Origin of the sequence: Paenibacillus vandeheii (assembly GCF_030433635.1) — a bacterium.
In the GTDB taxonomy this organism is placed as follows: domain Bacteria; phylum Bacillota; class Bacilli; order Paenibacillales; family Paenibacillaceae; genus Paenibacillus; species Paenibacillus vandeheii.
The window spans coordinates 273,386-294,538 of record NZ_JAROCD010000001.1 but is presented as its reverse complement, the minus strand read 5'-3'; the positions used below and the strand labels follow the sequence as shown (position 1 = coordinate 294,538).

At 46.6% G+C, this 21,153-nt stretch carries 19 protein-coding genes; 2 read left to right on the top strand and 17 right to left on the bottom strand.

The window, feature by feature from the left end:
* Window positions 1–47: 47 nt before the first annotated feature.
* From P5G61_RS01290 to gpr, 13 genes are all read right to left on the bottom strand, one after another.
* Window positions 48–440, bottom strand: coding sequence for a hypothetical protein (locus P5G61_RS01290; protein WP_301243582.1), 393 nt, complete (start codon window positions 438–440; stop codon window positions 48–50).
* Window positions 433–612, bottom strand: coding sequence for a YfhD family protein (locus P5G61_RS01285; protein ID WP_079349667.1), 180 nt, complete (start codon window positions 610–612; stop codon window positions 433–435). The genes P5G61_RS01290 and P5G61_RS01285 overlap by 8 nt, the downstream gene beginning before the upstream one ends.
* Before the next feature lie 232 nt (window positions 613–844).
* On the bottom strand, window positions 845–1,213 hold the full coding sequence (locus P5G61_RS01280) for a hypothetical protein (protein WP_063567301.1): 369 nt from the start codon (window positions 1,211–1,213) through the stop codon (window positions 845–847).
* Between the two features lie 149 nt (window positions 1,214–1,362).
* Complete coding sequence (dnaJ, locus tag P5G61_RS01275) at window positions 1,363–2,484, bottom strand: molecular chaperone DnaJ (protein ID WP_301243579.1); 1,122 nt, start codon at window positions 2,482–2,484, stop codon at window positions 1,363–1,365.
* Between the two features lie 129 nt (window positions 2,485–2,613).
* Window positions 2,614–4,458: a molecular chaperone DnaK gene (gene dnaK / locus P5G61_RS01270; protein WP_301243577.1), complete on the bottom strand. Its 1,845-nt coding sequence runs from the start codon at window positions 4,456–4,458 to the stop codon at window positions 2,614–2,616.
* Window positions 4,459–4,614: 156 nt separating this feature from the next.
* Window positions 4,615–5,184 (bottom strand): nucleotide exchange factor GrpE, encoded by a 570-nt coding sequence (gene grpE, locus P5G61_RS01265; RefSeq protein ID WP_301243576.1) that lies wholly within the window; start codon window positions 5,182–5,184, stop codon window positions 4,615–4,617.
* A 39-nt stretch (window positions 5,185–5,223) separates the two neighbouring features.
* Entirely contained in the window at window positions 5,224–6,255 is a 1,032-nt protein-coding gene (gene hrcA, locus P5G61_RS01260; protein ID WP_062328691.1) for a heat-inducible transcriptional repressor HrcA, read from the bottom strand.
* A 254-nt stretch (window positions 6,256–6,509) separates the two neighbouring features.
* On the bottom strand, window positions 6,510–6,980 hold the full coding sequence (locus P5G61_RS01255) for an N-acetyltransferase (protein ID WP_301243572.1): 471 nt from the start codon (window positions 6,978–6,980) through the stop codon (window positions 6,510–6,512).
* A gap of 116 nt (window positions 6,981–7,096) precedes the next feature.
* The gene (gene hemW, locus P5G61_RS01250) at window positions 7,097–8,281 is read right to left on the bottom strand and encodes a radical SAM family heme chaperone HemW (RefSeq protein ID WP_024628499.1); all 1,185 of its coding nucleotides are present in this window, start codon (window positions 8,279–8,281) and stop codon (window positions 7,097–7,099) included.
* Window positions 8,282–8,438: 157 nt separating this feature from the next.
* Window positions 8,439–10,253 carry a translation elongation factor 4 gene (lepA, locus tag P5G61_RS01245; RefSeq protein ID WP_301243570.1) on the bottom strand — a complete coding sequence of 605 codons (1,815 nt, stop codon included), beginning with the start codon at window positions 10,251–10,253 and terminating at the stop codon, window positions 8,439–8,441.
* A gap of 146 nt (window positions 10,254–10,399) precedes the next feature.
* Complete coding sequence (locus P5G61_RS01240) at window positions 10,400–10,759, bottom strand: hypothetical protein (protein WP_024628501.1); 360 nt, start codon at window positions 10,757–10,759, stop codon at window positions 10,400–10,402.
* A 45-nt stretch (window positions 10,760–10,804) separates the two neighbouring features.
* Window positions 10,805–12,100, bottom strand: a complete 1,296-nt coding sequence (locus tag P5G61_RS01235; RefSeq protein WP_301243567.1) for a stage II sporulation protein P — start codon at window positions 12,098–12,100, stop codon at window positions 10,805–10,807.
* A gap of 161 nt (window positions 12,101–12,261) precedes the next feature.
* Window positions 12,262–13,263, bottom strand: a complete 1,002-nt coding sequence (gene gpr / locus P5G61_RS01230) for a GPR endopeptidase (protein ID WP_301243565.1) — start codon at window positions 13,261–13,263, stop codon at window positions 12,262–12,264.
* Window positions 13,264–13,437: 174 nt separating this feature from the next.
* Here gpr and rpsT point away from each other — a divergent pair, with 174 nt between their 5' ends.
* Entirely contained in the window at window positions 13,438–13,710 is a 273-nt protein-coding gene (gene rpsT / locus P5G61_RS01225; protein ID WP_024628504.1) for a 30S ribosomal protein S20, read from the top strand.
* Between the two features lie 166 nt (window positions 13,711–13,876).
* Here rpsT and holA read toward each other — a convergent pair whose 3' ends face one another.
* From holA to P5G61_RS01210, 3 genes are all read right to left on the bottom strand, one after another.
* Window positions 13,877–14,893 carry a DNA polymerase III subunit delta gene (gene holA / locus P5G61_RS01220; RefSeq protein ID WP_301243549.1) on the bottom strand — a complete coding sequence of 339 codons (1,017 nt, stop codon included), beginning with the start codon at window positions 14,891–14,893 and terminating at the stop codon, window positions 13,877–13,879.
* A gap of 258 nt (window positions 14,894–15,151) precedes the next feature.
* The gene (locus P5G61_RS01215) at window positions 15,152–16,402 is read right to left on the bottom strand and encodes an anti-sigma factor family protein (protein WP_301243547.1); all 1,251 of its coding nucleotides are present in this window, start codon (window positions 16,400–16,402) and stop codon (window positions 15,152–15,154) included.
* Entirely contained in the window at window positions 16,399–16,947 is a 549-nt protein-coding gene (locus tag P5G61_RS01210) for an RNA polymerase sigma factor (protein ID WP_024628507.1), read from the bottom strand. The genes P5G61_RS01215 and P5G61_RS01210 overlap by 4 nt, the downstream gene beginning before the upstream one ends.
* Window positions 16,948–17,298: 351 nt before the next feature.
* Here P5G61_RS01210 and P5G61_RS01205 point away from each other — a divergent pair, with 351 nt between their 5' ends.
* The gene (locus P5G61_RS01205; RefSeq protein ID WP_053781298.1) at window positions 17,299–17,601 is read left to right on the top strand and encodes a hypothetical protein; all 303 of its coding nucleotides are present in this window, start codon (window positions 17,299–17,301) and stop codon (window positions 17,599–17,601) included.
* A gap of 617 nt (window positions 17,602–18,218) precedes the next feature.
* Here P5G61_RS01205 and P5G61_RS01200 read toward each other — a convergent pair.
* A complete protein-coding gene (locus tag P5G61_RS01200) occupies window positions 18,219–21,083 on the bottom strand; it encodes a ComEC/Rec2 family competence protein (RefSeq protein WP_301243543.1) in 2,865 nt (954 codons plus the stop codon).
* Window positions 21,084–21,153: the final 70 nt, after the last annotated feature.

Genomic DNA, 21,153 nt, shown 5'->3' with positions numbered 1-21,153 from the left:
ACTGCTCGAATACCCTGTTTTAATTCTGACATGACTTAATTAACTTGTTAGTAAAAGCGTCCACCGTTCTGCGTAATCATCTCTGCAGCTTGCGGGAGAGAGTCACTGGATACGGATACGGTCAGCAAGATTTCTTGCTTGGACCTGCCTTCAGAGCCAGCTTCCGTATCGTCATACACTTGTCCACCCGACAACACTTCGGTCTCATCGCTAATGAGGGAAAGTACATTCAGCTCACCGCTGAAGCCTCCAATCACAGCCATGGTCGAGTTATCCGTGCCCTCAGACGCTCCTGAATCCATTGAAGACGACGAGCCATTCAGACTCTCGATACTCAGTTGGTTCGGGTGCAGCAATTCCAGAGCTCTTCGTGCAGATTCAGCCTCGGACCAACTCCTAAACACCGCTTCGATAATCACTGCAGAGCGATCTTCAGTCATGAATCTCCCGACCCTGACGACGATCGGCCGCTTCACTGCGGCGCAAAGCCTCTACATCTTCATGATCCGCAGCTTCGGCACTGAATTCTACATCCTCATTTTTGGCGGACTGCATTCGTTTCATCTTTTCCGTTTTCGTCAAAATCTTGCCTGGACGTTCATGTTCTGCCATCGTTATGCTCCTCCTTCAAATTAGGTTCTATATAAAATGAACTAATACTTGTTACACTGTACCACTCCGATTGTAGTACCATCCTCCGATCGCTGTTATCCCCAGATTTCTTCATCTCCCTTCTTAAAGGGAGAAATCCGGTGATAAAGGCGAACGCTTCGCTTCTTCAGATTGGTTCTACACCCTCCGTTAAAGTGTAATTCTTTGTCCATCTTATATAGATTTGGTGAAACTAGATCATACCGCCGGCTTGTTCGATAATGGATAGGGCACGGTGATGTACGGCCTCATCTACGACGACGGTCAGCAATACATCTCTGCCTGTCGGACCCTCTTGTCCGCCATCGCTCATACCACTCGCAGAAGGATCTGCTGCAGCCATAATTCCCGCGCTGGCATTCGTGCCTAGAGCACCTGGTACCCAGGAAGAAAAACTGCCTGATACACCTGGCGTATAGGATGCTCCGCTTGGCCCGACACCCGCATAACGACTGAATCGATTGATGGACAGGTCTTCCACTCGTAATGCCTCCAGTTTTTTGGCCGCCCCTTCCGCCTGCTCCGGGCTATGGAAATAAGCCAAAATATTTTTCTCGGTCATCTGGTTCACCTGCTTCCCTAGATTCGGCACACAGCAAACCACTGAATGCTCATGTCTGGTATCTTTCCGCAACCGTGACCATATTATGCAAAAAAGGACACCCTGCGGAAAAAACCGCTGTGGTGTCCTTTTATATTAATGATTAAGACTCAGTCTCCACGGAAGGCCCGTTTCACCCGGTCAAAGAAGGATTGCTCATGCTCATGAGTTTGTTCTCCATCCAGCGCAGCGATTTGGCGAAGCAGATCTTTCTGCTCGTCATTCAGCTTGCTAGGCGTAACTACAACGACTTTCACATGCTGATCCCCTTGTCCCATGCCGCGCAGGCGTGGTACGCCTTTGCCTTTGAGACGGAAATACGTTCCCGTTTGTGTACCGGCAGGTACTTTCAGCTTCACTTTCTCGGACAGCGTTGGAATTTCAATCTCATCTCCCAATGCTGCCTGAGCAAAAGTGAGTGGAATTTCGCAATAGATATCATCGCCTTCACGCTCGAAGAAGTCATGTGATTTCACACGGATGACAATATACAGATCTCCTGCTGGTCCTCCGCGCAGACCACCTTCTCCTTCACCAGTCATACGCAGTTGAGCGCCGTCATCTACACCCGCTGGGATGCGGACATGAATTTTGCGTTGTTTGCGTACTTTACCGCTGCCGCTGCACGTTGTACATTTTTCCTTAATAATTTGTCCGGAACCGTTACAGTTCGAACAAGCACGACGGTTGACCATCCGGCCAAACGGTGTATTTTGGACTACTTCCTGTTGACCGCTACCATGGCAGACGGTACAGGTTTCCGGCTTAGTTCCCGGTTTGGCTCCTGAACCATGACAAGTATCACAGCCTTCGGTGCGCGGAATGGTAATGTCGGTTTCCTTGCCAAATACCGCTTCCTTGAACTCAATCGTCATGGTGTATTGCAGATCGTTTCCCCGTTGCGGAGCATTCGGATCACGTCGTCCACCGCCGCCGCCAAAGAACATATCGAAGATGTCGCCAAAGCCGCCGCCGCCAAAATCGCCACCGCCGCCGAAGCCGCCCTGATTTGGATCAATATGACCGTATTGGTCATACTGTGCCCGCTTCTGGCCGTCACTGACTACATCATAAGCTTCTTTAACTTCCTTAAACTTGGCTTCCGCGTCAGCAGCCTTGTTTACGTCAGGGTGATACTGACGGGCAAGCTTGCGGTATGCCTTTTTGATATCCTCGTCGCTGGCATTTTTGCTGACGCCGAGTACCTCATAATAATCACGTTTTTCAGCCACTCTTCCACCCCCATATCATTCACCATATCGCACATCGTGACAAAAGGAAAGCCAAAGCACGGGAGCCCCGGCTATGACTTTCCCTTCGATCCGAACGTCACCGATGATTAATTCACCAAGAAACGTGAATTAGTTTTGTTTTTTATCTTCATCCACAACTTCGTAATCAGCGTCTACGACGTTGTCACGTTTTGCAGAACCTTGTTGCTCTTCAGCGCCTTGAGCGCCTTGCTCTTGAGCTTGTGCTTGCTCATACAGTTTTACGGACAGTTGTTGAACGATCTCTGTCAGTTCTTCTGTAGCAGCTTTGATGTCTTCCAGATTGTCGGAAGCCAGAACGCCTTGCAGTTTTTCTTTTGCAGCATTCGCTTTTTCAACTTCACCAGCATCTGCTTTTTCGCCAAGATCTTTGATCGTTTTGTCAACAGAGTAGATCAGTTGATCTGCACTGTTTTTCGCTTCAACGAGTTCTTTGCGCTTTTTGTCTTCTTCTGCATGCAACTCAGCATCTTTCATCATTTGTTCAACTTCAGCATCGCTCAGACCGCTAGAAGAAGTGATGGTGATTTTTTGAGTTTTGTTTGTACCTTTGTCTGTTGCAGATACGTTAACGATACCATTGGCATCAATATCGAAGCTAACTTCGATTTGCGGAACGCCACGTGGAGCTGGTGGAATGTCTCCCAGCATGAAGCGACCGAGGGATTTGTTACCCGCTGCCATTTCGCGCTCACCTTGCAGAACGTGAATCTCAACGCTCGGTTGGTTGTCTGCGTAAGTGGAGAATACCTGGGATTTGCTTGTAGGGATCGTTGTGTTACGCTCGATCATCTTAGTGAATACGCCACCCGCAGTTTCAATACCCAGGGACAATGGAGTTACGTCAAGCAATACAACGTCTTTCACGTCACCTGTCAGTACGCCCGCTTGTACAGCAGCACCCAAAGCTACAACTTCATCCGGGTTAACGCCTTTGTGAGGCTCTTTTCCTGTCAGTTTTTTGATTGCTTCCTGTACTGCAGGAATACGTGTGGAGCCACCAACCAATACGATTTTGTCGATATCGTTAGCTGTCATTCCAGCATCGCTCAGTGCACGACGAGTTGGTTCAAGCGTACGCTCAACCAGACCTGCAGAGATTTCTTCGAATTTCGCACGGCTCAGGTTCAACTCCAAATGTTGAGGAACGCCATCAGCCACCGTGATGAACGGCAGGGAAATCGTTGTAGTCAACACGCCGGAAAGTTCTTTTTTCGCTTTTTCCGCTGCATCTTTCAAACGTTGAACCGCTGCTTTATCTTTGCTCAAGTCAATGCCTTGATCTTTTTTGAATTCACTTACGAGATAATCAATGATTACTTGGTCAAAGTCATCGCCACCCAGTTGGTTATCACCGCTGGTCGCTTTAACTTCGAAGAAGCCGTCACCCAGTTCAAGGATGGATACGTCGAACGTACCGCCACCCAAGTCATATACGAGAATCGTTTGGTCTTCGGATTTCTCCATACCGTACGCCAAAGCTGCTGCTGTTGGCTCGTTGACGATACGCAGAACTTCCAGACCTGCGATTTTACCTGCATCTTTGGTTGCTTGACGCTGGCTGTCATTGAAGTAAGCTGGTACCGTGATAACCGCTTGAGTTACCGTTTGACCCAGATATGCTTCAGCATCAGATTTCAGTTTTTGCAGGATGATTGCAGAGATCTCTTGTGGAGAGTAATCTTTGCTATCGATTGTTTCTTTGTGGGATGTACCCATATGACGTTTGATCGAGATGATTGTACGATCAGGATTCGTGATTGCTTGACGTTTAGCCGTTTCACCGACAACGCGTTCTCCATCTTTTTTGAAACCTACTACGGATGGGGTTGTACGTGCGCCTTCCGGATTTGGAATAACGACAGCCTCGCCGCCTTCCATAACCGCTACGCATGAGTTTGTTGTTCCTAAGTCAATACCGATTACTTTGCTCATCGGAAAATTTCCTCCCTCGACAATTTAAATGGATCAGATTGATCCTTATTTGTATTTGTTGTTCCTAATCGTGCTCTATGTGTGTACTAACCTTTATATTAAACTTCGGTGGCATCGTACAATCAAGAGTGAACTCAGTTCATTCTGTAACAGAAATTATGAGCTAACTTTAACCATAGCCGGACGAAGTACTTTATCCTTCAGCATATAGCCTTTTTGGACTTCCTCAACAACGGTACCTTCTTCATACTCGTCGCTCTCCACGGACATGATCGCCTGATGGAATTCGGGATTAAACGGTTGTCCTACCGTATCCATCGCAGTCAGACCTTCATTGGTCATCACAGTTTCCAGTTGACGGAAGATCATTTGGATGCCTTTGGAGAAGGATTCGACTTCAGCACCATCCGGTACAGTCGCCATGGCACGCTCGAAGTTATCAATGACAGGCACCAGTTCGGTGACCAGCTTCATCGAAGCGTATTTCGCCAGTTCTTCTTTTTCCTTTTGAGTACGACGACGGAAGTTATCAAAATCAGCTTGCGCACGAACAAAACGTTGTTGATGTTCCTCAGCTTCCGCCTTCAAACGTGCGATCTCATCTTGCTCCTGATCTGTCATCTCTTCCGCCTGTGCTTCTGCAGCTCCGGCTTCGTTGACAGGCTCCTGCTCCGCTGCTGTAGTTGCTTCCTGTTCTTCTGCTGCGAATGATTGCTCCTCTTTCAAGATGTTCACCTCCTTATAAGAATGAAATGGTTCATTCCCTTATTTGAAGCGATGTGTTAGCATTGCCGTCAAATCACGGGATAATGTATTTAAAATATGAATGACACGTGCGTAATCCATTCGCGTAGGTCCCAATATTCCGATGGAGCCCAAAGCCTCTCCATCCAATGAATAGGATGCCGTTATCAGGCTGCAATTGGCGAAGGCTTCATGATCATTCTCGGTGCCTATACGCACCTGAATACCAGATCCACCCTGCACGGGCATCATCAATTTCATGAGTGTTGGTGTTTCATCTAGCAGGTCCAGAATATCTTTTACTTTTTCGATATCCTTAAACTCTGGCTGGGTCAACATATTGGTGGCACCACTAAGGAACAGACGATTGTCATGTTCGTTGTCAAAGGCGCTGTTCAGCACCTGCATGACTTCCTCATAACGTGTAATATGCCGTTCCATCTCTTGCCCAAGCTCGGTGTAGAGACGAGACTTTAATTTGTAAATCGGCACGCCGACCAGCTTGCTGTTTAATAAACGAACTACATTCTCCATCTCCGCTACCGAAATTTCGGGTGGAATCTGAACGGTCTTGTTCTCCACCTGACCCGTATTCGTTACGATGATGGCTACAGCCTCGCTTTCATTAAGCGGAAGCAGTTGAAAATGACGAAGTGACGTGTGAAAAACTTCCGGTCCGAGCAGGATCGAAGTATAATTCGTCATATGAGACAAAATGACCGAGGCATGCTGAATCACTTGTTCCATCACGTTCAGCTTTTCGGCAAAGAATGACTTTAGATCGTCCAGCTCTTGCGGCTCAACCTGATTCCACGGAACCAAATGATCGACATAATATCGATAGCCTTTGTGTGAAGGAATGCGTCCAGCAGATGTATGCGGCTGTTCCAGAAAACCCATGTCTTCAAGGTCCGCCATTTCATTACGGATCGTCGCCGGACTGTATCCAACATCTCCCCTTTTGGAAATGCTCCGGGACCCTACGGGCTCAGCTGAACGGATATAGTCATCCACTATAGCGTTCAGAATCATTCGTTGACGCTCTGTTAACATGGTGAGTATTCCCTCCTTCTGACTGTACTGTCCCATGTCGTTAGCACTCCGGTTAGATGAGTGCTAAGCGGTAATACAAAAATACCAAAATGACGTGAACATTGTCAAGTCAGTTTGATGAGTACGCTCATCTATTTATAGTATAGACCAATGTCTCCAAGACATAACAACTTTACTCGATATCTCATGAATTAAAAAGAACCGCAGGTGAGATAGAGTGTTACTCGGCTCAATCCATACGGTTCATTCGTTGTTCAGGCTGAAATATTCAACTCTTTCAATACGGCAATCTCATCACAGCAATCCTGTTTACTGCAATGAACACAGTCGGTCCATACTTTTTCAGGGAAAATATCCTTGTTCACCACGGCAAAACCGTTTTTAAGAAAAAAGGAAACCTCATATGTCAACGCCATGACCTTGGGAATCTGTTGTTTCTCTGCTTCCTCTACCAGCCGATCCAGCAGCAGTGAGCCAATGCCCATGCCTTTGTGGCCTTCCGAGATGCCGAGCGATCTGACTTCCACCAGATCATTCCCCAAACGGCAGAGAGATCCACAGCCCACAACCTCACCGTTCACTTCAGCTACGACAAAGTGATCCAGCTGCCGTTGCAGTACTTCCCGTGAACGCGGAAGCATGATCCCACGCTCTGCATAGCCCTTAATCATTTCAAATAATGGTTCAACATCTTCCGGTACAGCTTTTCTGCATATGGCCGACATCCAGCTCTCCTCCTATAGAAGCTTTCCAGAGGAAAGCCGACTTCGTAGTTGTATAAATTACACGCTCTGTAAAATCAATATGAATAAATATACAACAGAGCGTATAGAATTTCAAGCTACGAATTCAGCGATATGGACCCGATAAACTCGGCAAAAACATCATTTCCGAACAGGATGCCCTGTTCACTAAGCCGGAAGCCGTCTGGCGTCTTCTCCAGCAGTCCTGCATTCAACATTTTGCCCAAAGGCTTCGCAAACACTTCCTCCATAGGCTCCCCGAACTGATCGCTAAACCGTGAAGAGGAAGCACCCTCCAGCATTCTCAACCCAACCATCAGGTAATCTTCCATGGCCTCGGCACGGCTGATTTCAAAATGATCGAGACGCGGCAGCCCTCCTTTGGAAGCTTCAACATACGGGTTTATACCTTTTATATTCATATGGCGTTCGCGGCCTACATATCCATGTGCACCTGCACCCAGACCGTAATAGTCTTCATTGCGCCAGTACGTGATATTGTGACGGCTCTCAAAGCCGGGTTTGGCAAAGTTACTGATCTCGTATTGTCCGTAGCCCGCTTCTTTCATTCGCTTCATTAATAGAAGATACATTTGCAACTCGTCATCTTCATGAGGAAGCGGCAGCTGATTCTTCTGATACAACGTATGGAACAGGGTATTCTCTTCCACTTTCAGGCTGTATATGGAGTAATGCGGCAGATCCAGTTCCAGCGCTTTGTCGATACTCTCATTCAGCATCTCGACAGTCTGGTTTGGCAAACCAAACATCAGATCAATGGACAAGTTATGCAATCCAGCTGCTCGGGCATTTTCCAAACTGCGGTATACATCATCTGTATTATGAATCCGGCCAATGCCTGTCAGCAGGTCATTTTGAAAAGCTTGTACCCCAAAGCTGACGCGGTTTACTCCGCCTTCTTTCATGACTGCGAGCTTCTCTGCATCGGTCGTGCCCGGATTGGCTTCCATCGAAAACTCGATATCATCCGCCCAGTTTGGGAAATAGGTTTTAACGGACTTCAGGAATACGGCCATTTCGTCCGGTTTCAGTGCAGTCGGCGTGCCGCCGCCTACAAATATGGTTTTGATTTCTCCCGGCGGATTCGCTTTAACTGTATGTTCCATCTCCCGTTCCAGCGCTTCAAGATATTGCATAACAGGCTGGTCCTTCAATACATAGGAGTTAAAATCGCAGTAGAAACATTTATTTGTGCAAAAGGGAATGTGAAGATACACCGCTTGGGGTGCACCTGTTTTCCGGCTGTGTGCTGCCAATGTCATGGCAAGTCCCCCTCTATTTGAAAAAAGGAAAGCCATCCGGCTTCCCTTTCAGCTTGGTTTATTGGTTATTCTGTGTTGTACTCATGTTTGCGAGCAAACGTCTTTTTAAATGCATTCTCCGATACACAAAGCCTTGATGTACCCGAAGATTGCGTTCTTAATCATCAATTTTCAGCACCGCCATGAACGCTTCCTGCGGCACCTCTACGTTACCGACCTGCTTCATCCGCTTCTTACCTTCCTTCTGCTTCTCAAGCAGTTTACGTTTCCGCGAGATGTCACCGCCATAACACTTGGCAAGTACGTTTTTACGCAATGCTTTTACCGTTTCACGAGCTACAACTTTGGTACCTACAGATGCCTGAATCGGCACCTCGAACATTTGTCGTGGAATCAGCTCGCGCAGCTTCTCACAAATAATGCGTCCGCGGTTATATGCACGGTCACGGTGAACGATGAAGGACAAGGCATCGACCTGCTCACCATTGAGGACAATATCCATTTTCGCCAGATTGGACTGACGGTAACCGGACAGCTCGTAATCCAACGACGCATATCCTTTGGTGCTGGATTTCAGCTGGTCGAAGAAGTCATATACAATTTCGGACAATGGGATCTCATACGTAATGGTAACCCGAGTTGTATCCAAATATTCCATATTCACATATTCACCGCGTTTGTTCTGACAAAGCTCCATAATCGTACCCACATAATCATTCGGTACGATAATCGAAGCTTTAACATACGGTTCCTCGACAAAATCAATTCTTCCCACCTCAGGATAGTTGGATGGATTATCGATTTTCATCACTTCACCATTCGTCAACGTCACGTGGTAAATTACACTTGGTGCAGTCGTGATCAATGGAATGTTGAACTCACGCTCAATCCGCTCCTGAATAACGTCCATGTGAAGCAGTCCAAGGAATCCGCAACGGAATCCAAAACCGAGTGCACTGGAAGTCTCCGGCTCAAAACTAAGCGATGCATCGTTCAACTGCAATTTCTCCAATGCTTCACGCAGATCAATATAATCCGATGTCTCGATTGGATATAGACCGCAATATACCATGGGATTAATTTTGCGATAACCCGGCAAAGGTTCAGGTGTTGGATTTTTGGCATCCGTAACAGTATCCCCGACTTGTGTATCTCCGACATGCCGGATACCTGCAACGATAAAACCAACATCACCAACGTTCAGCTCGTCCACAATCGTCATGCGTGGTTTGAACGCGCCAACCTCAATAACTTCAAATGTTTTACCTGTTGCCATCATTTTGATTTTGGAACCTGATTTGATCATCCCGTCTATAACACGCACGTACACAATTACGCCTTTGTACGGGTCATAGTGGGAGTCAAAAATCAGCGCTTTCAACGGCTGTTCAGGATCACCTTGCGGTGCTGGAACACTTAGCACCACTTGCTCCAAAATCTCTTTGATTCCGATTCCTGCTTTGGCTGATGCCAAAACGGCATTGCTTGTATCCAAGCCAATGACATCTTCCACTTCCTGTTTCACCCGTTCAGGGTCAGCGCTTGGAAGGTCAATTTTGTTGATTACCGGTAAAATTTCAAGATCATTATCCAAAGCCAGGTATACGTTAGCGAGCGTCTGGGCTTCAATTCCCTGTGCCGCATCCACTACAAGCAACGCACCTTCACATGCAGCAAGGCTGCGTGAAACTTCATACGTGAAGTCTACGTGCCCCGGCGTATCAATCAGATTCAACAGATACTCTTCACCGTCATCCGCTTTGTAGGTCAGTGCAACCGCCTGCAGCTTGATCGTAATCCCACGTTCCCGCTCAAGCTCCATTTGGTCCAGTACTTGTTCTTGCATTTCACGTGTAGTTAGCGCACCTGTGTACTCCAAGATCCGGTCCGCAAGTGTTGATTTGCCGTGATCTATATGTGCAATAATTGAAAAGTTACGAATTTTACGTTGTCTTGCCCGAATGTCAGTCATTCCTTACCCCCAGAAACAGCCTAGTGTCAATCACTTCATTATAACAGTTGAAGCAGAGTGCATCAATCCCGCGTTGCCTCAACTTTATCATAATCGTCACAATCGCAAACTTCCAAGGGTTTATTTTGCCTGTATTCCCTAGTCTTTTATTCAGCGACCCCGCTAAATAAGGATACAACCCACTTCATTCCGTTATGAGACAAGTTTTGAAGAAGTCCTGCCGTTTTGTCGGCAAGCACGTCCACGGGTGCTTTACTCTGTTCTGCGCCAAGCACCTGACTCGGTGTCGGAACAGGTACAGCTGGAGGTTCTTTGACCTCCTGTTGTACCGGCTCGGTCGGAACAGATTCGGCAGACGGTGACACCGGCTGAGTTTTCACAACTGCAGGGTTGCCGGCCGAATCATCGCCTCTATTAAAGTTGCTGCCTGCCAGCTGCATTCCAAACAGAACACCCAGCAACATTAATACACAGATGGAAAACAATCTTTTACCGAATCTGGACACATGCCTCGCCTCCTGTTATATCTTTGATTCTTCTATTTAAGAATACTAGCCGCCTTGAGATGTTTTTTCCGCACTCGCTTTGTCCACCTTCTGATCATCCCAGTACACCTCTGCAATCATGTCGGCGAGCACTTTGGATGTCCGCTCCAGTTCAGCAGCTGTATTGTCGATGCCGCCAATCTCAATCAATATGCTGTTAGGTGAGAGCGACTGATTATACTCGCCATTGTTGGCGCCGCCACCGTCCTTACCCCACACGCCGCGAGATACCCCTGGATATTTAGCTTCTAGCTTTTTATGGATTTTCGCTGCAAAGGCTTCATTCTGCTGCCAGTTTGGGTTTTCATGTCCAATAATAAAATATACTTTGGCATAGCCCAAATTATTAATGGTCGTCGTTGTTTTGTTATGACGCTGTGAGTCACGGTGAATGTCGATGAGATACGTAAGATCATCATTTTGAGCGAGTGCAGCTTTCACGGTCTGACGGGAGTATTTATAGGAATAATTCCAGTTGTAATCCTTAACCTTGGTCGGGTAATCTTCCTGCGCGTGTTCCACGCCAATGCCCAGCTTCTCCAGACTGTCGGACAAGTAAGTTCCCACTTGAAAAACATTGCCCGTAGATTTACCAGAGGAAGGATTGTCACTTTTCGTGCCCAAGAGTGGGTTGTATCCTTCACGTGGGTGGGAATGATAGACAAGGATCGCTTTTTTCCCTGTCGTTGGTGTGCTAGGTTGATCCTTCCCGCCACTCTTCGGTGGTGGATCTCCCTTCACTTCGCCATTACCCGAATCCTGCGGATCGGATGGATCGGTATTATCCTGACCTGGCGGAACATGCTGCTCGCCACCTGACTTTCCACCGCCTGCGGAGGCGGTATCAATGAGTCCCGGACCCGGCTGATAATCTTCTGGGGCTTCAGCCTTGGCGTTACCTGACCCCGGTCGAAGCAGTACAGGTTGATTGGAACCCATGCCTGGCATTTCTCTAGCAATCAGGCTTTTGGGATCCTGCGGGTTTACATTCGTTAGCAGTTGAAATACAAACGAAGTGAGATTTTCACCAGAAAATGCAGAAGCCTGTTCCTTTTGAGTTAGATGCGGCATTTCCATGCCGAGCATGTCCACAAAAAAACTGCTTGATACAGCTCCCGCAAATCCTTTCATAGAAGAGACTGGCGAGTTATTCAAACGCTTCTCTGCCATGCCTCCCAGACCAAGTACTACAAAAAACAAGGCAGATATAATCATAAGCAACAACAACGTACGGCCCATGGCCAGCACGTGCAAACATCTTTTTTTCCATTTACCAATATTCCATGCCAATATTTTGTTCATTGCTTCTGTCTCCTTCCCTGCTGGACAACGCTTATACTTCAACTCTATGAGCCTGCCAGATTTGATAGAACAGGAAAAAGAAGATTGCACAAAAAAAGAAAGTCCGATAGATTCGGACCTTCTTCTCAGGAGCTTCAAATATTTAAGTTACAGAATTCCAATTAATGGGTGTAAGCAGCTACATTCTCAGCATTTACCGCATCATGGAGAGCCGCGTTCAGACCTGTTGCAATAATATTGGCAATATCTTCGACAAATTCGTCGATTTCCTTGGGGGTTACAATCAGATCATGACCCAGCGGCTCCAATACTTCTTTTACTAAACTGAGGCGGTCATTTTCATCGATATCGTCCAGCATGCCCATGATCTGTTTCGTCTGATCGGTCTCTTGTCTAAAATGAGTACGCATCATTTCAATGACGTTATTCACGATAGTGGACGCATAACATACGGTAGGCACACCGATGGCGATGCAGGGAACACCCAATATTTCACGTGTCAATCCACGTCGCTTGTTGCCAATGCCCGAGCCAGGATGGATGCCGATGTCTGCGACCTGAATCGTTGTATTGACACGTTCCAGGGAGCGTGAGGCCAACGCATCAATCGCAATGATTGCATCCGGCTTCGTCCGGTCCACAATCGCTTGCACGATGTCACTGGATTCAATACCTGTTGTGCCCAATACACCCGGCGCAATGGCACTGACTTCACGATAACCGGGTGCAACCTGATCCGGTACCAGTTCAAAATACTGGCGCGTAACCATTAAATTCTCCACCACCAGCGGACCCAGTGAATCGGGTGTGACGTTCAGGTTGCCCAAACCGACAATCAGCACCTTGGACGTCTTGTTGATGCCCGCCTTTGCCAAAAAATCCTCCATCTCTCGCGTGAATTCTGCAGCCACCCGTTCCTGAAGATCGGTATCCCCGTTACGAAGCGAAGGGACCTCCAATGTGACGTAGTGCCCCTTCACACGTCCAATGGCTGTAGCAGCTGCTTCATTTAGCACATCAATACGCGTGATAGTGATACCATCTTTCTTTTCCACATCTTCCCGTAGCCCGGGAATCGTCTGTTTCTGCCCACCCTGAGCCATTTCCTTGGAGTCAATCGCCAAGTCGGTGCGAACTGCATAATTTTGCAAATCCAGTGTCATCTGTCCCTGCCTCCCTTACCGCATTTGAGCATATTGTGTGGGGAAATGGTGTGCTTTATGCAGCACTACGAATATCATAGGAAAATTGGTTGCAATTTGCATGCCAGCGTGCTAGAATATTTTAAGTTGTGAAACGTTTGTATTCATGCAAATGCCTTACAGGAGGTGAATGTAATGCCAAACATCAAATCCGCTGTTAAACGCGTAAAAACGAGCGACAAGCGCCGCGCACTCAACGCTTCCCAGAAATCTGCACTCCGTACAGCTGTTAAAGCTGCTGATGCTGCTCTGGTAAGTAACGAAGTTGATACTGCAAAAGCTGCGATTCAAGCTGCTTCCAAAAAGCTGGACAAGGCTGTAACTAAAGGTCTGGTTCATAAAAATGCTGCAGCCCGCAAAAAGTCTCGCTTGGCGAAAAAACTGAACGCTCTTTCCGCACAAGCGTAAGAAGCGTTACTTATACGATCTAATGGAAAAATCCTGAACAGCACGAGCTTTCAGGATTTTTTAGTATCTGATTCTATAAGCACTCACACAGACAAAGCGGCCTTTATTCCGATGATCTCACCATCAACGAAATAGAGGCCGCTTTATCTTACAGTTATATCTATGTTTATGCACCAAGCCTTAATAAGAACAGCTCCAATCCCAACACTTTATCCACTGCCCCCGTCTTCATCTGATAATCCAGTTCACTGAGGTGACTCAGAATCAGCCTCAAACGTTCAGCCTGAAATTTACGGGCCTGCTCGCCGGCGATCTTCACAGCGTACGGATGCAGACCAAGCTGGCTGGCAATCTGCTGTTGAGAGTAACTCTGGTGCCCTAACTCTTTCACCTGGATCATGATTCGGAACTGACGCGCGATTAACGCTGCAATTTTGATCGGTTCTTCACGTTGCTTCAGCAACTCATAAAATAGACCTAGAGCCTTCTCCAGCCTCAAGTTAGCAAGCTCCTCAACCAATGCGAATACATTCTGCTCCGTACTTCGTGCCACCAGTGATTCGATATCCGCGCGTTTGATCGTGCCTCCGTTACCAGCGAACAAACACAACTTGTCCACTTCCGCAGATAACGTCTGCAGGCCTGTTCCTGCATAACTCACAAGCGTGTCAGCCGCTCCAGCCTCAAAAGATACATCCCTTTGCTTCGCCAGCTTTACAATCCAACCCAGCAGCTCCTCACCACTTAGCGGAGCAAATGCAAGGACAACGGCTTGTTTCTTGGCTGCCTTGACCAGTTTTTTACGTTCATCCAGCTTATCCCCTTGAGCCAGGAACACAATAGTACTATAATCTGCCGGATTGTCCATATATGTAAGCAGTCGGTCAACCTGGTGATCAATTTTGGAATCCTTGCCCGCTGTAAACAAATTGGCATCGCGAACAATGATAAGTTTACGTGGAACAAGAAAAGGAACCGTCTCCGCTTCTTCGATGACCACCTCCACAGCTGTTTCGGAGAGATCATATGGAATGATTGCAAAATCACGGTGTTCTTCTTCAATAACCTGTTCCTTTAACATATCCGTAAATTGCTGTATCTGGTATTTCTCCGTTCCGTACAGCACATATACCGGAGCCGTTTCTCCACTGCGTATTGCCTTTGTCGCACTCTTTACATCCATCACGGTGCCCCCTTATCCTCTTATCCTACCAGAAAACGTGACAGACAACAAAGGGGCCTTACATCCGCTTAACGGATGAAGGCCCCCTGTCCTACATCTATATAAACGCTAACACCAACAATTCTAGAAAAGGCTGGTATAGCGGTCATACGACGTCAGTTGTTGTAACTGAGATAGGACGTTGTTGTTACTCCCAGTATATTCTCAATGCAACAGAAATGTTCGGCAAGTCTGGAGTCCAAATGTGTGATTTACCGCCTATTTGGCAGAAGTTCCACTCGAAGCAGTGGAAACATTAAATGATTTCTTCACTGTTGTCCCATCTTTATCCGTCTCATAATTGAATACGGTACTATCCGTGGACCAACTCGCAGATTTTAGCGTCCCCCCCACATTTCGCTGCTCGACCAAATTAAGCACATCCGGGTCATTGGCAGATTTAGAGTAGATGCTGATCTGATCGTCGAGCAGCATGACCAGATAGGAGCCATCTGGTGACTTCCATTCTTTTGGAGTTGTATTGGAAAGGGCACCCGAATCTGTGGCAGCGAATCCTTTGTTACCTCCTGCTGCATCCATGCCCGTCTCGGAATCAGGAGTCGTCGTACTCTCCGTTGGCTCTTCCACCTTAATGTCGGGCATATCCTGAGAAGTGAATGATTGCGCGTCCCCAGTTTCAGGCTCCGTTGCTCCATTTCCATCAGAGCCTGCTGGTGGTGCGGTAGCAGTTCCTGTATCCTGATTATTTTTCTGATTCACACTTTTCGTACTATCAGCAGAATCGGAACTGGAAGGAGTGCCCTTCGTATCAGTACTCTTGTTCGTTTCGGACCCGGAAGCTGGCTTTTTAGGCGTTGGATCTTCCTTTGTTACAGGTTCCTGTGCCTTCTCGGAGCCATCTTCCTCAGGAGCAGTCTCTTGAGGTTTTTTATCTTCAACAAATGGCTGGTTAAAATCTTCAATTAATGAACTGCTATCACTCGATGCAGCGGATGGTTCATCGTTGTTAATCTCTCTGCTCACTGGATTTTGATCGGCATTTCCGCCTTCTTGATTACTTCCAGTGCTCATCATCACTTCGGCATTCTCTATCTTCTCTGGCTGATATCCAAAGATTGCAATACCGAGAACAACAGCTGCTGCTGCTGCACCCATGGACATCCGACCAGCCATGGAATTCAACCATTTTTGCTTCGGTTTCCGCTCACTTGAACGCTGTAAATTCTCAAATGCAGCAGGGACAGGACTCATTTCCTGTATTGTACTGCTTTGTTCCCTCTTCGCTTCGTCGATTGCATCCAATTGCGGCATAATGGCATCAACCAGACTGAATCTCGGGGTTACCTGCGGCAAATCTTCCAGTTCTCTGGAGAGAGCTCTGAGCAAACTAAAATTTTCGGCGCACTCCGCGCATTGGGCTACATGCTGTAGCATCTGCGCGGTTTCGGCCTCGCCCAGATCATGATCCAGATACCGGTGCATCCATTCCACCACCTCTTCGCATTTCATCCTGTCACACCACCTTTCTGATACTCCTGTAGTAGATTCTGTAATTGCTGTCTGGCTCTAAATAAATAAGATTTAACCGTATTCAACGGAAGATCGAGGCAATCCGCAATTTCGTTATAGGATAAGTCCTGCAAATATCTTAGAACAATAACGGTACGGTGATGCTCAGGTAGCTTATTAATAGCATCCTGTATATCCTTTGCCACATACGTGGACATCACTTCGAATTCCACGTCCTGATTGTCCTGAAAAACCATATCATGCTCGTCAATGGAGACGGAAGGCTTGGTTCTTCTGAATTTATCAATACAGATATTCGTGACGATGCGCTGTACCCATGTCTTAAACTGGGCCTTTTCCTCATATGAGTTAATCTTGGTGTAAATTCGGATCAACGCTTCCTGAGCAGCATCCAAAGCGTCCTGTTCATTATTTAGAATGTAATATGCGGTCCGATAAACATGCTGTTCAATGTCCCGCAATAGGGTAATTAGAGCGTCGCGATCGCCCGATTGAGCGGCTCTGATGAGTTCCGGCTCTACCACAAAGGATCCCCCTCTCCCTGCAACCTTACAGACGTGACCATCAATAAAATTGTTGCAAAGTTAAGTATATTTTTATATTGCCATAACAAAATAACGGCTTATGTATTGGGGCCGCTGAAATCTCCTCTTAGAATAACAGAAATTGCATAATGAGTCATCAAGCCAGCTCAAAAGTCATTCCAGTACTTACACGACTCAATTTAATTACAATGGCATACATTATAGCTAACAACAACTTATAGCATTGAAAATAAAAAAGTTCAAATTTTGTACAAATTTAAGCTCATTTTAATGTAATTTTCATGAAAACAGTGTATTGTAAATTTACATTCATAACACGAGGTGATGAGCATGCCAGCTCTTGCAAAAATTCAAGCGTTAAAAGAACAAATGCCCAAAGAATATCAAAGCATATCCCATTTTGTGGAACATGCATTGCAGTCTATTGATACCCTGGTCGAGGAACATCGGAAATACACCGCTGCACAGGCATTATACGGCGACAAAATCGTCGGATCGGAAGAACGCTTGTACAGAGAAACCGTGCTTGATGTACGAGCACAGCTCTTGCTGACGCTGGAGAAAACAGTAGAAGATCTGTTGCACAAAGGCGACAAACATTGGAGCAAACATTTCAAAGATGGCGTTGAATAATTTTTACATTATTCCAAATGTTTAAAAAATGGCCCGCTATCCGGTATTCTCCCCGAGGAGTATAACGGAAAGCGGGCTTTTGTTATTTTATTCTACGTGCAAATGTGATTACCAACTTGTTATTGAAACTGTAATATCATAACTTACATTAAATTAACAAAGCGAATACAATTTAATTCAAATAATAATATAAAATAGAAATTATATACACTTAGTGGTAAATCCTGTCCTTGGATACAACAACCAAAGTTGAAGAGAGTTAGTCCGGTAACACACTTTAAACAGAAATGTGGCAGATTAAATGAAATTAAAAATCTTTTTAAAATACTTTTTAGGATTATTTGTTCTCTATAATTTATTAATAATTGTATTTAATATTGGGATACAGCATAAAACATGGAATGAAATCGATTATATGCTAAACCTATTCAGTGTTACGATAATTAGCTTAACAGTAGGCATTTTGAAGGCAAGAAAATAATTCATTTTAGTCAGCTCCCCTAAGTAATTACGTAGCGTTCCGCCCATTCGTTGTAGATCTTCCCTCTACTATAAGAAGTAAGAAAAGGTTTACTCATTACTTAAGATGAATTATCTATCTAGTTATACAGGTAACGTCATCCACCCTCTAGTTTGTAACGCACATCAATCTCCCCATCTTTAATCCTCATCTGAATCTCCCCCATTTGATCTGTTCGATAGATTTCTGTACCCGAATCTACAAGACGTTCAAGCACTCCAGGATTGGGATGTCCATATGTATTGTTGGCTCCTGCAGATATCACGGATGCCGATGCATTCCAGTAATGTAACCAAGCTTCAGTAGAAGAAGTTTTGCTCCCGTGATGTGCCACTTTTAACACATCAATGATAACCGAAGCATCCTCATGATTTTCCCCCGCCTGACTTGTAAACATCTCCTGAACGGAAACATCTGCTAATGCAGCATCTACATCCTGCTGTCCAAACGAGGCTGCGAGCGATCCATCCTGAATCATATAGAGCAGATCCTGCTCGGCTGCAGCATCCATGTCTCCTGTGAACAATAGGGAGGCGCCTGCCATTTCTAGCATAAAGACAACCGAATCATGATTCTGATGTTCCGAAACGGGCAATCTTTCTCCTGTATCCATCGTTTTCTCCAGATCCGGATATATAAAATGTAATCTGGTCTCTCCATCCGGCGCGTAGGACATCCCTTGGCGAATGGCATATAACGGAATCTTCTTCTCAATAACTGTATCCAGCAATTTCTCAAAATTGGCCGTACCGCTGGTTGTCCCATTGAACATGAATCGTTCCACCGGAATTTGTTCGAGCACCGCCTGTAATCCCCCGGCATGATCCTGATCAGCATGGGTTACGATTACAGCGTCCAGCCGATGAATGCCTCGTTTTTTCAATAAAGGAACTACCACCTTGGCCCCTACTTCATATGGATCACGCCGTGTCTTCCAGGAGTGTTCGGACTTTCCAAACTGGACCGTGCCCCCACCATCGACCAAAATATGTTTTCCTCCGGGAGTTGTAATTAGTGTGCTGTCGCCTTGTCCAATATCCAAAAATTGCACCACTCCCGCACCCGCAGGCTGGGGCGTCTGGTATGCCCACCATAGTCCCGCTACAAAGCTGAGAGCCAATAGCCCACATAACCATTTGTGGAAGCTGTTCATCCGTTCACCAGAGTAAAAACCCGCCCCACGCGCAGCAAATGCACTGGTATATTCCGGCCAGGCAATGCTTGCACTTAATGTGGTCATTGAACCATGATTAGCTTCACGTCCACCTTTATTTAATCCTTGTGATGGTGATGATGCGTTAGACAACGCAGATAGCCCCAGAGCTGCTCTGGACGATCCTCCAGCATGCCGATGAACCAGAGGAGCCGTGTCCTCTTCTGTGCCCTGGGCAATAGGCTGTTCACCTGAGCCGCGATGAAGGGTACGCAAAAGCGCATAGAGAACAGCATAATATGCTGCAATCCACAGCAACGAAGGTGTAGCCCAGATCAGCACAAAGCCCGGCAAGCTGTTCATCCACTCCGTACTTGCAAAGGTCATTTTGTTCAGCAAAATAGCAATCCACGCCAACGGTTTAGCCAGAGGCATCCAAAGAAGCGATAAAATCAGGGCAACCGTTCCAAGCGGAAGCACAATCGCGCTAATCAAGGAGACTAGCAGGAAGTTTGCAACAAATGACAGCAGTGAAAACTGGTTGAAATATAGAATCGTTACCGGAAAAGAAATCAGCTGTGCCGTTACCGTCACAGAAGCTGTTGCCGCAAGTCCTTTGGGCCAACTGCTAAATAGTCGGTTAATCAGCGGCATATAGATCATCAGTCCGGCTGTTACCAGAAAGGATAGTTGGAAGCTCACACTTAATAAAAAATACGGGTTCCACCACATCATCAACAACGCTGCTGCACTAATCATCTGCAACCCATCCCTGGCAAGCCCGCGCCGCGTCATATACAAACCAATCATCGACATAATTCCTGCACGAATCACCGACGGTGCACCCCCGGACAACAGTACGTATGCTGGTATTAGCAGCAACACAATGGTGAGCGATGTTTCCCGGGTTAACCTAAGCCAGGATAAAAGGAGCAGCAACGATGCCACATATACCGCGACATGCGTTCCGGAGATCGCCAAGATATGAGTTAAACCAAGCTGTGAAAACTGACCATATGTATCTGGATCGATATCTTTAGACATCCCGATAATCAGACCTTTCATATATCCAGCATGAGGTTCGGGGAATAACTGTTCTACCGCTGCGCCGAGCTTATGTCTGACCACGTCATTCCACCGGAGAATATTGAGTTTCCCCAGCCCTTCAGGGGGAATGTTCATTACCGAGCTGGCACCCTTCACTTTAAACAACCAATGGATATGAAGAGTCCTTAAGTAATTTCGATAGTCAAATCCGCCAAAGTTTCTGGCTTCGCCGGGAAGCGCAAGCGAACCCGTCAACGTTATCGTATCCCCTCGCTTCCAGCCTGTTGCTACCTGCTGTTCTTCTTCCTCAGCCAGACGAACTTGGACCATCAGACGTTCTCTCAAGTTAGGCTCAGTTTGCGTTTCCGACGCTGGTGCCGATGTTGTATCGGATTGTGGAAGCATGGAGGTAATCTGCATTTGAAAATCGGCCCGATCCCCATCTATGCGTACATCCGACATCAGGGTTCCTTCAAATGTAGTTGCATAACCATCCAAATCCTCGGCAGCCGTATGTGTGATCTCGGGCAGACTGCTCCGATTCCGCGTATCATTCCATTCCCAGTGCACAGCACCGCCGAGGAGTGCTCCGATCAGTAACAAGATGGGCCAACCGCGTATATCAATCATTCGTAGCAACAACGGCAGACAAACAAGCGCGCCAATCATTCCTATGAACAGGGACCAGCCTGATAATGCACATGCCATCCCGCTACCGCATAACCAGCAGACGGTAAATACCAGTAAAGGTCTGCCTTTCATTACTTTGCCTCCTTCTTTTCACGCGTATGAACGCAGAAAAACCCCCGGCAGCTGATACAGCAACCGGAGG